The sequence below is a fragment of the Bacillus sp. EA-CB0995 genome, from assembly GCF_055814245.1.
Genome location: NZ_CP169269.1, coordinates 265,841 through 284,395, shown reverse-complemented (window position 1 = coordinate 284,395; position 18,555 = coordinate 265,841). Strand labels below are relative to the sequence as shown.

Annotated in this window: 12 protein-coding genes, 4 tRNA genes and 6 pseudogenes; 1 reads left to right on the top strand and 21 read right to left on the bottom strand. The window is 36.4% G+C overall.

The window, feature by feature from the left end; translation table 11 throughout:
- From ACEWFJ_RS01615 to ACEWFJ_RS01530, 18 genes and pseudogenes are all read right to left on the bottom strand, one after another.
- A pseudogene (locus tag ACEWFJ_RS01615) lies at positions 1–1,221 on the bottom strand (YycH family regulatory protein); the annotation flags it as partial.
- A pseudogene (walK, locus tag ACEWFJ_RS01610) lies at positions 1,218–3,052 on the bottom strand (cell wall metabolism sensor histidine kinase WalK). The pseudogenes ACEWFJ_RS01615 and walK, both read right to left, overlap by 4 nt.
- 3 nt (positions 3,053–3,055) lie before the next feature.
- Positions 3,056–3,763 (bottom strand): cell wall metabolism DNA-binding response regulator WalR, encoded by a 708-nt coding sequence (gene walR, locus ACEWFJ_RS01605; RefSeq protein ID WP_429709791.1) that lies wholly within the window; start codon positions 3,761–3,763, stop codon positions 3,056–3,058.
- A gap of 158 nt (positions 3,764–3,921) precedes the next feature.
- Positions 3,922–3,994: transfer RNA gene (locus ACEWFJ_RS01600), tRNA-Phe, on the bottom strand.
- Positions 3,995–4,037: 43 nt separating this feature from the next.
- A tRNA-Asp gene (locus ACEWFJ_RS01595) sits at positions 4,038–4,113 on the bottom strand.
- A gap of 23 nt (positions 4,114–4,136) precedes the next feature.
- Positions 4,137–4,208 (bottom strand) — tRNA-Glu (locus tag ACEWFJ_RS01590).
- A gap of 12 nt (positions 4,209–4,220) precedes the next feature.
- Positions 4,221–4,296: transfer RNA gene (locus ACEWFJ_RS01585), tRNA-Lys, on the bottom strand.
- Positions 4,297–4,459: 163 nt separating this feature from the next.
- A complete protein-coding gene (locus tag ACEWFJ_RS01580; RefSeq protein ID WP_473690114.1) occupies positions 4,460–5,749 on the bottom strand; it encodes an adenylosuccinate synthase in 1,290 nt (429 codons plus the stop codon).
- A 190-nt stretch (positions 5,750–5,939) separates the two neighbouring features.
- Positions 5,940–7,288, bottom strand: a pseudogene (dnaB, locus tag ACEWFJ_RS01575) (replicative DNA helicase).
- Positions 7,289–7,315: 27 nt separating this feature from the next.
- The gene (gene rplI / locus ACEWFJ_RS01570) at positions 7,316–7,762 is read right to left on the bottom strand and encodes a 50S ribosomal protein L9 (RefSeq protein WP_098310138.1); all 447 of its coding nucleotides are present in this window, start codon (positions 7,760–7,762) and stop codon (positions 7,316–7,318) included.
- Positions 7,759–9,732, bottom strand: a complete 1,974-nt coding sequence (locus ACEWFJ_RS01565) for a DHH family phosphoesterase (RefSeq protein ID WP_473690113.1) — start codon at positions 9,730–9,732, stop codon at positions 7,759–7,761. The genes rplI and ACEWFJ_RS01565 overlap by 4 nt, the downstream gene beginning before the upstream one ends.
- A gap of 189 nt (positions 9,733–9,921) precedes the next feature.
- A pseudogene (locus ACEWFJ_RS01560) lies at positions 9,922–10,859 on the bottom strand (YybS family protein).
- A gap of 167 nt (positions 10,860–11,026) precedes the next feature.
- Complete coding sequence (rpsR, locus tag ACEWFJ_RS01555) at positions 11,027–11,263, bottom strand: 30S ribosomal protein S18 (protein ID WP_098310141.1); 237 nt, start codon at positions 11,261–11,263, stop codon at positions 11,027–11,029.
- 44 nt (positions 11,264–11,307) lie between these two features.
- Positions 11,308–11,817: a single-stranded DNA-binding protein gene (gene ssb, locus ACEWFJ_RS01550; protein WP_473690112.1), complete on the bottom strand. Its 510-nt coding sequence runs from the start codon at positions 11,815–11,817 to the stop codon at positions 11,308–11,310.
- A gap of 30 nt (positions 11,818–11,847) precedes the next feature.
- Positions 11,848–12,135 carry a 30S ribosomal protein S6 gene (gene rpsF, locus ACEWFJ_RS01545; protein ID WP_473690111.1) on the bottom strand — a complete coding sequence of 96 codons (288 nt, stop codon included), beginning with the start codon at positions 12,133–12,135 and terminating at the stop codon, positions 11,848–11,850.
- A gap of 192 nt (positions 12,136–12,327) precedes the next feature.
- Entirely contained in the window at positions 12,328–13,428 is a 1,101-nt protein-coding gene (gene ychF, locus ACEWFJ_RS01540; RefSeq protein ID WP_473690110.1) for a redox-regulated ATPase YchF, read from the bottom strand.
- Positions 13,429–13,635: 207 nt separating this feature from the next.
- A complete protein-coding gene (locus tag ACEWFJ_RS01535; protein ID WP_473690109.1) occupies positions 13,636–13,833 on the bottom strand; it encodes a DUF951 domain-containing protein in 198 nt (65 codons plus the stop codon).
- Between the two features lie 20 nt (positions 13,834–13,853).
- Positions 13,854–14,735: a mechanosensitive ion channel family protein gene (locus ACEWFJ_RS01530; RefSeq protein ID WP_473690108.1), complete on the bottom strand. Its 882-nt coding sequence runs from the start codon at positions 14,733–14,735 to the stop codon at positions 13,854–13,856.
- Between the two features lie 432 nt (positions 14,736–15,167).
- Here ACEWFJ_RS01530 and yyaC point away from each other — a divergent pair, with 432 nt between their 5' ends.
- Positions 15,168–15,764: a spore protease YyaC gene (yyaC, locus tag ACEWFJ_RS01525; protein ID WP_473690107.1), complete on the top strand. Its 597-nt coding sequence runs from the start codon at positions 15,168–15,170 to the stop codon at positions 15,762–15,764.
- Between the two features lie 18 nt (positions 15,765–15,782).
- On the opposite strand, the gene ACEWFJ_RS01520 is transcribed toward yyaC, so the two are convergent.
- The 3 genes and pseudogenes from ACEWFJ_RS01520 to noc all read right to left on the bottom strand — a co-directional run.
- The gene (locus ACEWFJ_RS01520) at positions 15,783–16,634 is read right to left on the bottom strand and encodes a ParB/RepB/Spo0J family partition protein (RefSeq protein WP_429709798.1); all 852 of its coding nucleotides are present in this window, start codon (positions 16,632–16,634) and stop codon (positions 15,783–15,785) included.
- A pseudogene (gene soj / locus ACEWFJ_RS01515) lies at positions 16,627–17,386 on the bottom strand (sporulation initiation inhibitor protein Soj). Before soj ends, ACEWFJ_RS01520 begins: the two are co-directional and overlap by 8 nt.
- Positions 17,387–17,632: 246 nt before the next feature.
- Positions 17,633–18,475, bottom strand: a pseudogene (gene noc / locus ACEWFJ_RS01510) (nucleoid occlusion protein); the annotation flags it as partial.
- Positions 18,476–18,555: the final 80 nt, after the last annotated feature.

The following is an 18,555-nucleotide window of genomic DNA, read 5'->3' as shown; positions in this document are numbered from 1 at the left end:
GGCCCCCAGCTCTGGTGTAAGTTTATATCCTAACCGAATATCCTGAATTAATTTCATATCCACTTTTTTATTCTTCTCTAAAGATTGTATCATTGTCTTACCATCTGGAAGAGAAATTGTTTGATCATCACCATACTTTAATGTCGATAGCTTAAATAATGGACGCTTATACGAAATTAATTCCTCTGTCCCCCATGCTTGTTCTATCGTCGCCATACCACTTTCATTAAATACAGGTAAGCTATCAACATATAAACGATACGTTGTTTGTCCTGTTTTAGAGTTCATATAATCAAAACGATAAGAATCTGTTAAGCCACCATGACTATTAACAAAATCAAAACTGCGTTGAACAAGCGCGTTTCCATATATGTGTGATTGATCTGATGCAGCTGAATTTGTGTACTGCAGCATTTGTTTTTTCTTTAGTACTTGCATAAGGCGAATTCCATCTGTATATGTGTTTTCCTGATCATCAGATACTTTTTTTACATAACGAGGATCTGTAAATAATGCATTTATAAATATATCCTCAGGTATATCACTTATTAAATATCCCATACTTTGCATATCTGTTTTCGTATCTGGTAAAAAGATCTCTCTTGTATCACTTAATGTATATTGAGAGTATTCCCTCGCATTAGCTGTAAATTGGTCACGTGCTGCATCAAGTTCTTTGAGCGTAATTCCCTTTAATACCATTTGATATACTTTGCGATTTTCATACGAAATGAAATATACAGGAATGTTACCATCCCGGCTTCCTTGTAAATCAATCATTATACGATTGAAGCTATATGATTCTGGGATTTTTTCTTTAATTGTAAAAACACTTCTCATAGAATCTAAAGGTATATGTGTAGGAAAAATCATTTCAATCTTATTTTTACCACGAACGAAGGAGAGGAATTGATGTTTTGGGATATCATTTGATATATCTCTAAAATCATACAATTCTCCTCTCTCAAGTAATTTATACAAAGGATCAATAGTATCTATATTTTCGCTTCCAAGGTGTGTATTCTCTTTATGATAAAGAACTAAAGAAGGCAAAACGACATTTTCAGGACTCTTCTGCATCATCTCTGTATTATCTTGTAAATACTTTGCATTTTGTGATTTACTAGAATCCGGCACATAAGTCCATAAATTAAAAGTAAGAAATAAACTAATAACAACCAAATTAATAAGCAAGACTGACTTTAAATTCTCAATTTTCATTCCCAGTCATCCTCTTCTTCCTTTTCCATTGGAAGCGTGAAATAGATGGTTGTCCCTTTTCCTTCTTCACTTTTTGCCCAAACTGAGCCGCCATGAGCCTGAATCATTTCCTTGGCAATCGCGAGACCTAATCCCGTTCCGCCTAGTTTACGCGAACGCGCTTTATCAACACGGTAGAAACGTTCAAAGATTTTATCTACGTTCTCTTTTGGAATGCCCACTCCTTGGTCGCTAATGCTTATTTCTAACATATCTTCTCTTTCTCGTAAACGATATGTCACTGTTCCACCCTCTGGAGAATACTTTAACGCATTTGAAATGATATTATAGAGAACTTGTGTAATTTTATCTTCATCGATTTCAATAAAACGTGATTTCTTAGAAAATGAACGATTAAAAGATACATTTTGTTCTTTTGACATTTCAAAACGGTCAATGATATTACTAAAGAATTGTGTAAAGTCTACCCATTCTTTCATTAAACGATATTCTGTACTATCCAATTTCGAAAGCTGCAATAGTGCATTTACAAGGCGAATCATTCGTTCCGTTTCTTCTTGTGTTACCTGTAAGAATTGCGGTGCAATATTCTCATCTTGCCACGCTCCTTCACCCAATGCCTCTAAATAACTGCGCATCGTTGTTAATGGTGTACGAAGTTCATGTGAAACGTTTGCTACGAATTCGCGTCGTTCCCTATCAATCCGTTCTTGTTCCGTTACATCATATAATACTGCAATTAAACCATTCACCTTTCCAGTTTCTTTTTGAACAACAGAAAAGCTAGCTCGCAAAATATATGGCTCATCCCTTGTACTAAAATCTAATATAACAGAGTCTGGTTCTTCATATAAATTATCTAATGTGTATTCTTCTTGAATGCCTAATATTTCTAAAACAGACTGGTCTAATGCTGTTTCACGTGAAACATTTAACATTTTTTCTGCCGGATCATTTAATAAGATAATATCTCCTTTTCGATCGGTTGCAATTACCCCATCTGTCATATGAGATAACACAGATGAAAGCTTTCGTCTCTCACTTTCCGTAGAAGAACGAGCTTGCTGCAACTTCTTCGATAAGTTATTAAATGCTAATGCTAGTTGACCAATTTCATCATTGCCATGTACTTTTACTTTACGAGAATAATTCCCCTTTGCCATTTCAATGGCTTGCCTTCTCATATCTGAAATTGGCCTTGTAATGGTTTGTGCCAACAAAGTACCTAGCACAGCTGTTACCAACAGTGCAATAACCGTTCCCGTTGCAAAAATTTGATTAATAAGCTTCATTTGTTTATAAACATCTTCCATAGAAGCAACAATATAAATTACACCAAGTGTTTTCTTATTGTCTCCTTGAATTGGAGTGGCAACAACTTCCATACGATTCCCTGTGTTGCGATCTATTTCCATTTTTTCAACGGGTTTTCCTTGTACTAAAGCTCGCTTTACCAGTAGATCAGTTGTTTTCTTTCCAACAATCCCTTGATTATACTGATGTGATGTCGCTAATACACGGCTATTTGCATCAATCACCCTAACTTCTTGAATATCAGCTTTTCGATCAGAAGAAAAATCTTCTATGCTCGTTTGAATTGCTCCTTCAAGAGTGGGATCTGTTTTTTCTCTTTCTTTTGTAAATTCCTGCTTTAAATTGTAAGCGAGTAAATTCGTTTGTTGTGTTAATGATTCCTTAAAGCTCTTCACAAGATTCTTTTCTAACTCACGAACGAAATATACACCAATAATTTGCATCGCCATTAAAATTAATAGCATGTAAATTAATACGAACTTTAAATGAATAGACTGAAAAAACCAACTTTCTTCATATATTACTCCTGCTCTGGATCACGTAAGTAATATCCCACACCGCGTCTTGTTACAATTAAAGTCGGATGACTTGGATTATCTTCAATTTTCTCACGCAAACGACGAACCGTTACATCTACTGTACGCACATCACCAAAATAGTCATAACCCCAAACCGTTTGTAATAAATGTTCGCGTGTCATAACTTGTCCTAAATGTTTTGCTAAATAATGAAGTAATTCAAATTCACGATGTGTTAACTCAATACTTTCTTCTCGTTTTGTTACACTATATGCGTTTGAATTAATCACAATTGGACCGATAATCATCTCTGTATTTTCTTCTTTTTCAGCTGCTCCTCCTTGCTGATGACGACGTAAATTCGCTTTTACGCGTGCTAATAACTCACGTGTACTAAACGGCTTTGTTACATAATCATCTGCACCAAGCTCTAACCCAAGCACCTTGTCAATTTCAGAGTCCTTTGCTGTTAGCATAATAATCGGCATTTCATGGTTTTTTCGTATTTCACGACAAACTTCTAAACCGTCTTTTCCCGGTAACATAATATCTAATAAAACCATATCCGGTTGTTCCTCATTTGCTTTTTCAATTGCTTCATCGCCATCGTGTGCCATCACAATTTCAAAACCTTCTTTTTCTAAGTTAAACTTTAAAATATCTGCAATTGGCTTCTCATCATCAACGACTAAAATTTTCTTTCCCATCATTTTAGTTTCCTCCTGCATGTTTAATGCTTTCCTTACAGAAAAGCCCCTAGCTTCAACTGCTAGAGGCTCCCTCATTCTATTGTAAAAGAACTACTCTCATTTGTAAAATTGAACAATATAAAAAGGATATTAAGTGGGCCCACCTAATATCCTGAGAGTGGCTCGGGACGGAATCGAACCGCCGACACGAGGATTTTCAGTCCTCTGCTCTACCGACTGAGCTACCGAGCCAAAACATATATATAAAACCACTAATTGTGGTATTAAACAAAAGTGGCGGTCCCGACCGGGGTCGAACCGGCGATCTCCTGCGTGACAGGCAGGCATGTTAACCACTACACCACGGGACCAAAATAATATATAAAAAAAAAAGTGACCCGTACGGGATTCGAACCCGTGTTACCGCCGTGAAAGGGCGGTGTCTTAACCACTTGACCAACGGGCCACGAAAATAAAATGGTGAGCCATGAAGGACTCGAACCTTCGACCCTCTGATTAAAAGTCAGATGCTCTACCAACTGAGCTAATGGCTCATACTCACCAATGTCATGTTTCGTGACGACAAGACTTATAATATCATAAGATGTTTTATTTTTGCAATACTTTTTTTCATTTTTTTATAAAAACATGAAAAAAGAACTCAATTGAATATGAGTCCTTTCTTCAATATACCGTACCCTTAAGAAAAAAACAAGATTATAGGCCGTATACGTTACGAACAATGTTTGTTTGATTACGGTCTGGACCAACAGAGAACATAGATAATGGGATACCTGTTAATTGAGACACACGCTCTACATAATGTCTTGCATTTTCAGGAAGATCAGCTAATGTTCTTACACCTGTAATATCTTCTGTCCAGCCTGGAAGCTCTTCATATACTGGCTCACATTTTGCTAAAATGTTTAAGTTTGCTGGAACTTCATCAAGAATTTCTCCGTTATATTTATACCCAATACAGATTTTCAAAGTTGGAATACCTGTTAATACGTCGATAGAGTTTAAAGATAAGTCTGTAAGACCACTAACGCGACGAGCATGTCTTACAACAACGCTATCGAACCAACCAACGCGGCGTGGACGGCCTGTTGTTGTACCGTATTCACGACCAACTTCACGAATTTGATTGCCGATTTCATCATGTAATTCAGTTGGGAATGGACCATCACCTACACGGCTTGTATATGCTTTACATACACCTACAACGCGATGAATTTTAGAAGGACCAACACCAGAACCAATTGTTACACCACCAGCTACTGGGTTAGAAGATGTAACGAATGGGTACGTACCTTGGTCGATATCAAGCATAACGCCTTGTGCACCTTCAAATAATACGCGGCGACCTTCGTCTAATGCGTCATTTAAGACAACAGATGTATCGCATACGTATTGTGCAATTCGTTGTCCATACTCATAATATTCTTCAAAAATCTCGTCAGCATTGAAACCTTCTGCATCGTACATTTTTTCAAATAAACGATTTTTTTCCGCAAGGTTGCGCTCCAGCTTTTCTTTAAATGCTTCACGATCTAAAAGGTCTGCCATACGAATACCAACACGAGCTGCTTTATCCATGTATGCAGGGCCGATACCTTTTTTCGTTGTACCAATTTTATTATCACCTTTACGCTCTTCTTCTAACTCATCTTGTTTTAAATGATAAGGTAAAATAACGTGCGCACGGTTACTGATACGTAAATTATCAGTGTTTACATCACGATCATGTAAATATTTTAATTCCTCAAGTAATGCTTTCGGATCTACTACCATACCGTTTCCGATAACACAAATTTTTTCTTTATAAAAAATACCAGATGGAATTAAGTGCAATTTATACTTAACACCGCCGAAAACGATTGTATGTCCTGCGTTATTTCCACCTTGATATCTTGCAACTACTTCCGCATGTTCAGAAAGAAAATCAGTAATTTTACCTTTTCCTTCATCGCCCCATTGTGTTCCTACAACTACTACTGAAGACATTATTCAAGCACCTCCGCAATTTTCAAACGAACTTTTCAAACAATATAATTGTACCAAAATGCAAAGAGAAGTCAATTTAAAAACGAACATTTTTTTTACTTTTATCCCTTTCGTTCGTAAGAAATATTTTTCACAAACAAAAAAGAACCACATTTTATTATAAGAAATGTGGTTCTTTTTTATACCCTCACTAGGCCCCCTCATCAAAACGCCGTTCTAAATTCACGAATTTGTTAAATTCCTTCACAAACGCTAGTTCAACTGAGCCTACTGGGCCATTACGCTGCTTAGCAATAATAATTTCAATTGTATTTTTGTTTTCTGTTTCCCGGTCATAGTAATCTTCACGATATAAAAAGGCTACTATATCAGCATCCTGCTCAATACTTCCTGATTCACGAATATCAGACATCATCGGACGCTTATCTTGACGAGACTCAACACCACGAGAGAGCTGAGATAAGGCAATCACTGGAACTTCTAGTTCACGAGCGAGCCCTTTTAGTGTACGAGAAATTTCTGATACTTCTTGTTGACGGTTTTCACCCGATTTTCCACTACCCTGAATAAGTTGTAAATAATCGATTAAAATCATTCCAAGACCGTGTTCTTGTTTCAAGCGTCTGCATTTTGCTCGAATTTCACTAACGCGAATCCCCGGTGTATCATCAATAAAAATACCTGCATTTGAGAGACTCCCCATCGCCATCGTCAATTTCGCCCAGTCTTCTGAAGTTAAAGATCCCGTACGAAGACGCTGCGCATCAATATTTCCTTCTGCACAAAGCATACGCATAACGAGCTGATCGGATCCCATCTCCAAACTAAAAATCGCAACATTTTCATCCGTTTTCGTAGCAACATTTTGAGCAATGTTTAAAGAAAATGCTGTTTTCCCTACAGATGGACGCGCTGCTACAATAATTAAATCATTACGCTGGAAACCTGCTGTCATACGATCTAACTCTGTGAAACCAGTTGGAATTCCTGTAATTTCACCTTTTTGATTATGCAGTAATTCAATTTTATCGTAAGCTGTCACAAGAACATCTTTAATATTTTGAAATCCTTTTGTATTCGTACGCTGAGATACTTCTAGTATTTTTTCTCTGCTTCATTTAACAGGCTCTCTACATCATCTTCTCGTTCATAACCATCCGACACAATATGCGTTGCTGTTCGAATAAGCCGGCGCAAAATCGATTTTTCAGCGATAATGCGTGCATAATATCCCACATTGGCAGCTGTCGGTACAGCTTCCGCTAGTTCAGCTAAATAGGAAACACCGCCAATTTCTTCTAACAAATTTTGATCAGCAAGCGCTGCTGTTGCAGTAACTAAATCAATTGGCTCTCCTTTATCAGAAAGATCAAGCATCATTTGATAAATCTTTTGATGTGCCGTTCGATAGAAGTCTTCTGGCATTAGCATTTCCGAAGCTGATGTTAATGCTTCTTGATCGAGAAAAATAGCCCCTAAAACGGCTTGTTCAGCCTCAATATTATGCGGAGGGGTACGATCAGCAAATACGTCACTCATGCGCAAACCTCCTCTTCAATCTTTTGTTTATTGTTCAGTAACATGTACTTTTACTGTCGCCGTCACTTGTGGGTGTAATTTCACAGTAACATTCGTATATCCTAACGCACGAATTGCGTCATCCATCTCAAATTTACGTTTATCAAGTTTAATGTTATGAGCTTTTTGTAAACCATCTACAATTTGTTTACTTGTAATAGAGCCAAATAAACGGCCACCTTCACCTGATTTTGCTTTTAATTCTACCGTTAACTTTTCTAGAGTTTCTTTTAACTCCTTACATTTTTCAAGCTCTAATTCTGCATCTTTTTCTTCCTTGCGTTTTTTCGCATCTAATGTTTTCACATTTGCATTTGTTGCTTCAACTGCAAGACCTTGTTTTAATAAAAAGTTATTTGCATAACCGTCTGGTACGTTTTTTACTTCCCCTTTTTTACCTTTACCTTTTACGTCTTTTAGAAAAATTACTTTCATGATTGTGTTCCTCCCTCTAAATACTCAGTTATAACAGATTGTAGTTTTACTTCTGCTTCATCAATTGATATGTCTTGCATCTGCGTTGCAGCATTTGTTAAATGACCGCCCCCGCCTAAATGCTCCATAATAAGCTGTACATTTATCTCTCCTAAAGAACGCCCACTAATACCAATAACAGTTTCACTACGCCGCGCAATTACGAAAGAAGCTACTATTCCTGTCATTGTCAGTAATGTATCAGCCGATTGTGCAATTAATACTTGATCATAAAACCCATCACCATCTACCTTTGCAATCGCAATCCCATTTTTATAAATGTATGCATTTCGGATTGTTTTTGCAATCTGTAAATAATGCTCCATATCCTCTTTTAATAACTTTTGTACTAACACAGTATCTGCACCATGTGAACGAAGATACGAAGCTGCATCAAACGTACGTGCTCCGGTGCGGAATGTAAAGCTCTTTGTATCTACGATAATGCCAGCAAGTAAAGCCGTCGCCTCTAGCATATTCATTTTTAAGCGCTTAGGCTGATATTCCAATAGCTCTGTTACAAGTTCTGCCGTGGAAGACGCATATGGTTCCATATAGACAAGCAACGGGTCTTCAACAAAATCCTCACCACGGCGATGATGGTCAATTACAACTACATTTTCAATCTTATCAAGCAACCTTTTTTCCATGACCATGGACGGTTTATGTGTATCCACTACAACAAGAAGCGAATCATCATTCGCAAATTCCAGCGCCTGTTGCGGTGTAATAAAACGCGACCACAATTCATCTTGCTGCTTAACTTCATCCATTAGACGTTTAATTCCTTTATCAGAATCATTTTCATCCAATACGATATATCCTTCTCGTTCATTAAGTTGCGCTACTTTTAAAATACCAATTGCTGCCCCAATAGCATCCATATCCGGTGCTCGGTGCCCCATAATAATAATATTGCTGCTTTCTAGCACAAGATCTTTTAAAGCGTGAGAAATAACACGTGCACGTACACGAGTACGTTTTTCGACCGGATTCGTTTTCCCGCCATAAAACTTTACTTTCCCTGTCGCCTGTTTAATTGTCACTTGATCTCCGCCTCGTCCAAGTGCCAAATCAAGACCTGATTGCGCCATAGCTCCAAGCTCCGCTAGCGATAAATCACCAGAACCAACACCAATGCTCAATGTAAGAGGAATATTTCGTTTAGACGTTTCTTCACGTACTTGGTCTAAAATATCAAATTTCCCTTTCTCCATTTGCGCTAAAATACTTTCATTTAACACAACGAAAAATCGCTCGGATGAAGCACGTTTCAAATAAGCTCCATGTTTCACAGCCCATTCATTCAACAAAGATGTAACATGGCTTGTAATGTTTGTACGCAATTGATCATCTAGTCCTTGCGTCACTTCATCATAGTTATCTAAATAGATGACAGCGAGTACCGTTCTTTGATCTTCATACATTTTCTCAATCTCTGTTTGCTCTGTCACATCAAAGAAATAAATTAACTTTTCTTCTTTTCTGGCAAACACGCGAAATTTCCGATTGTTCAAAGATACAATATCATTAGCTGTTTCACCTTTTGTAAATAGAAGTAGGGTCTCTGATAGATCATACAGATGCCATCCAGCTAACGAATGCTGCCCTAAACAGGAAGATAAATATGGGTTTGCCCAGTCGATTCCATAATCCTTGTTATATAGTAAAATTCCAATTGGCATTTGATTGAAAGCCTCGTTACTTACCTTTTTAACTCTTGTAATCGTATCATTCGTATACTTTTCAAAGCGTTTTTGAAATGCAAGCTCAAATTTAATAGTGAAAAATAAAACGATACAAAAGACGACGAAGGAAATCATCCCCATCAACCAATGAAAATAGACGAGAATTGTAATGAGTACAAACGCTAAAAATGCCAACACATAAACAGGATACAAAAACCGCTGTTTCTTATAAAATTCAGGCATATATACAACTCCTATAAAGTGAAACTTCTATCAGTTAGGTCTTCATTCCGCTACTGATATTTAGTCAAATCCACCAGACTTATCCCCCACTTACAGAGTCTTACGGTCCCATTAAGTACAGGATAAAAGTTTATATTTCTATGTTTCGTTACAAAAAAAGGCTTATAAAAAGCACTTTGTTTCAACTACTTATTTTACCTGTACTTTCGACCGTAACGAAAAGCCTAAATCAATTATACCTAAGATTGTCACAAGAGGAAACAAAACTGGTACAAACAAACCTACGACAAAAATTAAAATTGGAATAGCTTTAGTATATCCTTTTGCATTTGTAAAAAAAGCAAGGAACGAAAAACCTTGAAACAACAGTAATAAGGTGAAAATTGTTGATAAATTTAAAACCACCATTTCCAAATATGAGCCTGCTTCTATTTTCGTAAAAGAAGAAAGCAAAATAACAGCGACGTACAACCAAACGATACTCTTAGGAATCTGTATATCACGGAATGTCGGCCAAGATTCCACCGTGTACTTTAATCGTTTTAAGACACGATTAGCAATTAAAATCGTAATCCAAGAATAAAAAAATGATCCCATAGCAAGTAAAGCTGGTGCAAGCAAGCGAAGCATATTCCCTACTTTTTTCAATTCAGCCAGTTGATCTTCATTTACAGGTGCACCTGCCATGTTCATCAATTTCTCGCTTTGTTCCATCGATTGTTTAAACACGTCTTCCATTTGCTTAATAAAATCGATGTTAAAAAACTTTACGCTGACAACATACAGCAATACAAAACTCACAAGATATACAAGTGTCCCTACCAATAAAATTTCAATAATACTTTTTTCTTTTTATACATATGTCCTAATACAATACCTGTTATCCCAAACATAAGTGTATTCACAATACTAAGAGGCGAACTAACAATAAGTGTTACAAGAATCGCTGCTCCTAATAACATACAAGCACTACTTAATGGGGATCTTATCGTAAAAATAAGAAATGGTAACGGCAATGCAAATATAAATATAGCCCCTAAAATGGGCATATACAGAGAGGCAAGGAGCAAGATAGCATATAAAGCAAGTAAAACTGCTCCTTCTGTAATAAGTCGTGTGCGCTTCATTATTCACACCTTCTTTCTTATAAAGTGAAACTTCCATCAGTGGGATTTCTTCATCTCCGACTGATTTTCTTCCTTCTAAATCTTAAGATGAAGCTCTTAGGAATAAAAAAGAAAAGAATAGCAAAATGCACAGTAGAGTGTCACTCTACTGTGCATTTCATGCGTTATTATTCACCAACATATGGTAAAAGTGCCATTTGACGAGCACGTTTGATTGCAACTGTTAATTTGCGTTGGTATTTTGCGCTAGTACCTGTTACACGACGTGGTAAAATTTTACCGCGCTCAGAAACGAAGCGTTTTAGTAAATCTACATCTTTATAGTCGATGTTAGTGATACCGTTAGATGTAAAGAAACATACCTTACGACGTTTCGCACGTCCACCTTTGCGTCCACCTGCCATGTTCATTTCCCTCCATTCTGTTTTAAAATACCCGTTCTACACCATTAAAATGGTAAGTCATCATCTGAAATATCAATTGGTTGACCTACATTTGCAAATGGATCGTCATTTCTAGTAAAGCCAGCATTCTGACCATTATTACCAGATTGACCAAATGGGTTTTGAGAGCCTTGGTTTCCGAAACCTGCTCCCGATGGTTGCGGATTGAATGAACCACGTTGTTCACCAGAGCTACTGCGTGGCTCTAAAAATTGTACGTTCTCTGCAACCACTTCTGTTACATATACACGTTTCCCATCTTGTCCCTCATAATTACGAGTTTGAAGACGACCATCTACGCCTGCTAAACTACCTTTTTTCAAGAAGTTTGCTACGTTTTCTGCTTGTTTACGCCATATAACACAGTTGATAAAGTCAGCTTCACGCTCACCTTGCTGATTTGTATATGTGCGATTTACAGCTAACGAAAAAGTAGCTACTGCAACACCGTTTGGCGTGTAACGTAAATCAGGGTCTTTAGTTAAACGACCAACGAGTAAAACGCGATTCATCAATCGAACCACTCTCCCTATATATCTTAATGATTATTCTTCGTTTTTAACAACGATGTGACGAATGATATCTTCGCTGATCTTCGCTAAACGATCGAATTCTTTAACCGCTTCTGGGTTAGAATTTACGTTTAAGATCATGTAGAAACCGTCACGTAAGTCGTTGATTTCGTAAGCTAAACGACGCTTACCCCAGTCTTTTGTGTTAATGATTTCTGCACCATTTTCAGTTAAAACGCCTGCAAAACGTTCAACTAAAGCTTTTTGAGCTTCTTCTTCCATGTTTGGACGAATGATGTACATGATTTCGTACTTTTTCATTACACTTTCACCTCCTTTTGGTCTAAACGGCCCAAATTGGGCAAGGAGCAATTAATTTATAGTAATTACTCACGAGTTTAGATTATATCATAGTAAGTTAGAGGAAGCAACTCATGAAAACATAAAAAACTTGGCAAACCTAATGAATTTGCCAAGTTAAATACTTTATTTTTTTCCTAGGAAATAAAAAAATTATACATTAAAGCGGAAGTGCACAACATCTCCGTCTTTCATAACGTATTCTTTTCCTTCTAATCGTACTTTTCCAGCTTCTTTAGCAGCTGTCATAGAACCACGTTCCATTAAATCATCATAAGATACTGTTTCTGCACGAATAAATCCACGTTCAAAATCTGTATGAATGATTCCAGCACATTGCGGTGCTTTCATTCCTGTTTTAAATGTCCAAGCACGTACTTCTTGTACACCTGCTGTGAAATAAGTAGCCAATCCTAATAAATCATACGCCGCACGAATTAATTGATCTAGACCAGATTCTGCAATGCCTAGTTCTTCAAGGAAGACTTTCTTTTCTTCTTCATCTAACTCAGCAATTTCTGATTCAATTTTTGCGCAAACAACAATTACTTGAGAGTTTTCTTTTGCAGCAAATTCTTTTACAATTTGTACATATTCATTTCCAGATGGATCCATTACATCATCTTCACCAACGTTTGCTACATATAGCATTTCTTTTATTGTTAATAAGTGAAGACCTTTTACTACTTTCATTTGCTCTTCTGTAAATTCAACTGTACGAGCCGGTTTTCCTTCTTCAAACGCTTCTTTTAAACGGACTAAAATTTCATGTTCAAATGCAGCATCTTTATCTTTTTGCTTGGCTAATTTCGCCACGCGATCAATGCGTTTATCAACAGATTCTAAATCCGCTAAAATAAGTTCTAAGTTGATTGTTTCAATATCTGAAATCGGATCTACTTTACCCGCTACGTGTGTAATATTTTCATCTTCAAAGCAACGAACTACTTGGCAAATTGCATCTACTTGACGAATATGGGATAAGAATTTATTTCCTAATCCTTCACCTTTACTCGCACCTTTTACAATACCTGCAATATCCGTAAATTCAAAGACAGTTGGCACTGTTTTCTTTGGTTCAACAAGTTCAGTTAATTTATTTAAACGATAATCTGGAACTTCTACAATCCCAACGTTTGGATCTATTGTACAGAATGGATAGTTTGCAGATTCTGCCCCTGCTTGTGTAATTGCATTAAATAATGTTGATTTACCTACGTTCGGTAGTCCAACGATACCAGCCGTTAATCCCATATTCTTCACTCCTATGTCTCAATCTTCCATCATTATAGATAGTAACGAATAAAATGACAAGCTTCATAGAGTTTCATAAAACGAAACTGTATGAAGCGGAGAGGGCACTTTATCCCACACTGATTATTAGTTAAACCAATCGAGCTTTTACAGGTAGTAATAGCGAAAAAAATAAACAGCTGCATCAGCTACTGTTTATTTTTTCATCTATTCTTCATGCTTTATAAGTATTTTCTTCACCTTACGATCAAATTCTCTTCGAGGAATCATTACCGAATGGTCACACCCCTCGCACTTAATACGAATATCCATTCCCATGCGAATAATTTTCCAACGATTTTCACCGCATGGATGAGCTTTCTTCATTTCCACTACATCGTGCAAGTTATATTGCTTTTGCTCCACTCTCCAAACTCCTCTCACTGCTAATTTGCCTTTTCACTCATCAGCTCTTCACGGTTATATAGAACCATACGTGGATATGGAATTTCAATACCATGTAAATCAAGACGATTTTTAATTTCTTTACGAAGCGCTCTCGCCACCACAAAATGTTGCATCGGTTCTACTTCAGCTGTAACCCTCAAAACAACTTCTGATGCTGCCAAACTCTGTACACCTAATAATTGCGGACGAGCAACCATTTGCTCATACCTTGTTGGTAATTCATCCAATAACTTTTCAAGAACTTTTTCTGCATGTTCAATATCACCTTCATATGAAATAGATACATCTACAAAGGCAACACTATTACTAACAGAGAAATTTGTTACTTCCTTAATATTTCCATTTGGAATAATATGAATTTCACCTGTCCATTTCTTCATTTTCGTTGTACGTAATCCAATCTCTTGAATAACTCCTTCAAATTGGCCTAAGCGTACATAGTCCCCTACTGAAAATTGATCCTCTAATAAAATAAAGAATCCAGTGATAACATCTTTGACTAAGTTTTGTGCACCAAAACCAACCGCTAAACCAACAACCCCTGCACCGGCTAATAATCCTTTTGTATCAATTCCGAATACCCCTAAAATAGCGATTATTACAACGAAACAGATAACATACGTTAAAATATTTTCTAATAATTTCGCTAATGTCATCGTTCTTCTTTCAGAAATTTGAATTGGTGATTTTGCCTTTATTTTGAAGGCATTACTGATAATTGCCCTGCCAATTCGAATAACTATACTCGAAACAAGCAAAATAAGTGTAATTTGTAGTAAACCGAGACCAATCTTTTCCCATAATCCCGCATCTAATAACCAGTTTGCAAAATTTGTATATAAGTCGTGAAGTCCTTTCATCGCGACCTACCTTTCTATCTCATATTCATTATTTATTGTAACAGAATTTCTCCTATATTTTACGAAAAAGTTCTTTCATATGCTTTTAATTTCGAACTCTATAAGGTATAAAATAACAACTTTCTTTATATACTAGTACTAGTATTCTCCAGACTACACGACATACTTCACTAGCATTCATATTTTATAAGTATCTAGATACAAAAATGTATATTTCTTTCTACTCATACTTCATCTTTTTACAACAGAGTTCATTCTCCATCAACAGGGGAAATGGGAAATTTTCCGATTTATACATACCATAAAATGCAGTTCCCCTAACCATAAACTCAATATAATTCTTACATTCAAAAGAATATATGACATGCAATAGTTTTTAGGAAAATCAAATTCATATGAATTTGATAAATTCTATTAAAGGATGGATGCTTCGTGAATATCGGAAGTTTTCGCTTACCTTTTTTTGAAAAAGATTCGGAGCAAGTTATGTATCATGATGCAAATTGCAATCAAACAGTTAGTAGCTTTCTGCTCTCTCATCTCCCAATTGAAAAAGGCTCTCCACTTATTGTACTTTGTATTGGGACAGACCGATCAACTGGTGATGCATTAGGTCCCCTTGTTGGTTCAAAACTACAAGATTATAACATTCAACATTTTCATTTATACGGAACATTAGAATCACCAGTCCACGCTTTAAACTTAGAAGAAACGATTACAGAAATACATAAAACATTTATGGATCCCTTTATTATCGCAATTGATGCATGTCTAGGAAAATCTCAAAATATTGGTTCCATTACAATCGGAAAAGGACCTAGTAAACCTGGAGCCGCTATGAATAAAAAACTCCCTGCAATTGGTGATATGCATATCCACGGCATTGTAAATTTAAATGGATTTATGGAATTTTTTGTACTGCAAAACACAAGATTAAACCTTGTTATGAACATGGCTACCAGCATTGCAGAAAGTATTATTGAAACAGATAAAAAACTTGCTGTAATGAAAAAAATAAACCATCTATAAGTCAAGATGGTTTATTTTTTACTGTTCTCCTGCTAAAAGTTCTAAAATACGTTGTAAATCACCTTTATTGAAAAATTGAATTTCAATTTTTCCTTTTTCTTGATTCGTTTCTTTAATTTTCACAGCAGTTCCAAATCGCTCTCGTAATACCGTTTCTTGCTCCTCAAAAAAAATATTTCTTGCTGGTTTTTGTTTCTTTGTTTCACGTGAAACATCTTCATTCATCTGCTGAATAATTTGCTCCAACTGACGGACATTTAATCCTTCTTTTTCAATTCGTTGTAATAAGCTATTAATTTGTGTTTTATCTTTTAAAGCAAGTAATGTTCGTCCATGTCCCATGGAAATCGTTCCATTTGAAATCATCTCTTGTACAAAAGATGGGAGAGACAGTAAGCGAATGTGGTTTGCAATATGTGGCCTGCTTTTTCCAAGCCGCTTTGCTAACTGTTCTTGTGTTACCTTAAGTTGTTCCATCAGCATTTGATATGCTAACGCCTCCTCAATAGGCGTTAAATCTTCACGTTGCAAATTTTCTAGTAGCGCAAGCTCCATCATTTGTTGCTCGTTTAAATCTCGAACAACAACAGGAACCGTTTCGAAATTTGCTTCTTTTGCAGCACGAAATCTCCGTTCTCCTGCAACAATTTCGTATCCTTTAATACTTTTTCGAACGATAAGCGGTTGTAAAATCCCATGTTCTTTAATGGATAATGCTAACTCTTGAATTGCTTCCTTGTGAAAATATTTACGCGGCTGATATGGGTTAGGACGTAATTCGTTTACTTGCAATTCTTGAATTGTTTCTTCCTCTTTCACATCCAAATCTGGAAAAAACGCATTAATTCCTCTTCCTAGTCCTTTAGCCACCTGCAATCACTTCCTTTGCTAAATCTAAATACACTTCCGCCCCCTCGACTTAGCATCATACATCATAATTGGTTTACCATGACTCGGCGCTTCACTTAAACGTACATTACGCGGAATAATCGAACTATATACTTTATCTCGGAAATATTTCTTCACTTCATCAATTACTTGTAATCCTAAGTTTGTACGAGCATCCAACATTGTTAGTAAAACACCTTGAATTGCTAAATCTTTATTTAAATGCTTTTGTACAAGGCGAACTGTATTCAATAATTGACTTAACCCCTCTAAGGCGTAATACTCACATTGAACAGGAATAATAACAGAATCTGCAGCAGTTAATGCGTTAATGGTTAATAAACCTAAAGATGGGGGACAATCAATAATAATATAATCATACTCATCACGAATTGGCTGCAGCGCACGCTGCAGGCGAACTTCCCGGGAAATTGTCGGTACAAGTTCTATTTCAGCTCCCGCTAGCTGAATAGTAGCAGGAAGCACATCTAGATTTTCAGTTGCTGTTTTCTGTACAACCCCACGAACATCCGTATCTTCTACAAGCACATTATAAATACATTCATTTAAATCTGATTTTTCAATTCCGACTCCTGTCGTTGCATTCCCTTGTGCATCAATATCAACAAGAAGTACTTTTTTCCTACTTGTGCCAATCCAGCTCCTAAATTTACCGATGTCGTTGTTTTTCCAACCCCACCTTTTTGATTAGCAATGGCAATGATTTTCCCCATGATGTCACCTACTTTCAACCTTTCTGTCTTATTCTACAAATGATTGTTTTTATTTTAACATGAAACAATCATGTTTCTTTTGTTTATATTAAACTTCAAAATTTATTTACAAACTCCTTCTTAATTTTAAAAGAAAATATAGTACTAATAAAGTGAAACCTCCATCACCGAGGTCTTACTAGCTATTAATGCGTGATAAAGCAAAAAGACCTCTACCAACGGTTGAGGTCTTTCTATTCTCTTATTTTTTTTGGGAATTTTAATTGTAATTTGATAGTATTCATCAAATTCTTCTTCTTCCGAATTCACATTCAAGCCACTATTCGTAACCATTTGTAAAGATTGACGAATTGTATTCATTGCAATACGCATATCGCGACTTACTGCTTTTTGCTTTGCTTTTCGTTTCGGCTTCGTTTCTTCTAACAATTTAGCAATTCGATCTTCTGTTTGCTTCACATTAAATTGCTTTTCAATAATTTCTTGTAAAACCTTTAATTGAAGCTCTTCATTTTTAAGCGGAATAAGGGCACGAGCATGGCGTTCTGTAATACTCTTCTCTAATAATGCTTGTTTAACATCTTCTGGCAACTTTAATAATCTTAGTTTGTTTGCAATTGTAGATTGCCCTTTACCTAGTCGCTGCGCTAGTGCTTCTTGCGTTAAATTATGTAATTCAATTAGCTTTTGATAAGCAACAGCCTCTTCGATTGCCGTAAGTTCTTCTCGTTGCAAATTTTCAATTAGGGCAACAGAAGCAGTCTCAGTATCATTCAAATTTTTAACAATGGCTGGGACAGTTTCCCATCCTAATTTTGTTGCAGCCCGAAAACGTCTTTCACCAGCAATAATCTCATATTTCTCTTCTTCATACTGGCGAACAACAATCGGTTGAATTAATCCATGCGTATGAATTGTAAGCGCAAGCTCTTCAATACGAGCATCATCAAAAATTGTACGTGGCTGATAGCGATTTGGAACAATTTTTGATAATGAAATTTGCTTTATCTCTTCATGGCTTTCTTCTTGTAGTGCTAATTCAGCCTCTTTCTCTCCAAAGCCAAATAAACGAGAAAACGTGTTTCTCATACATATTCCACCACCTTTGAATCCTATTGAATACTCTATACAAAAATGTTCCATGTGAAACATTTACGTCTTTATCCCGC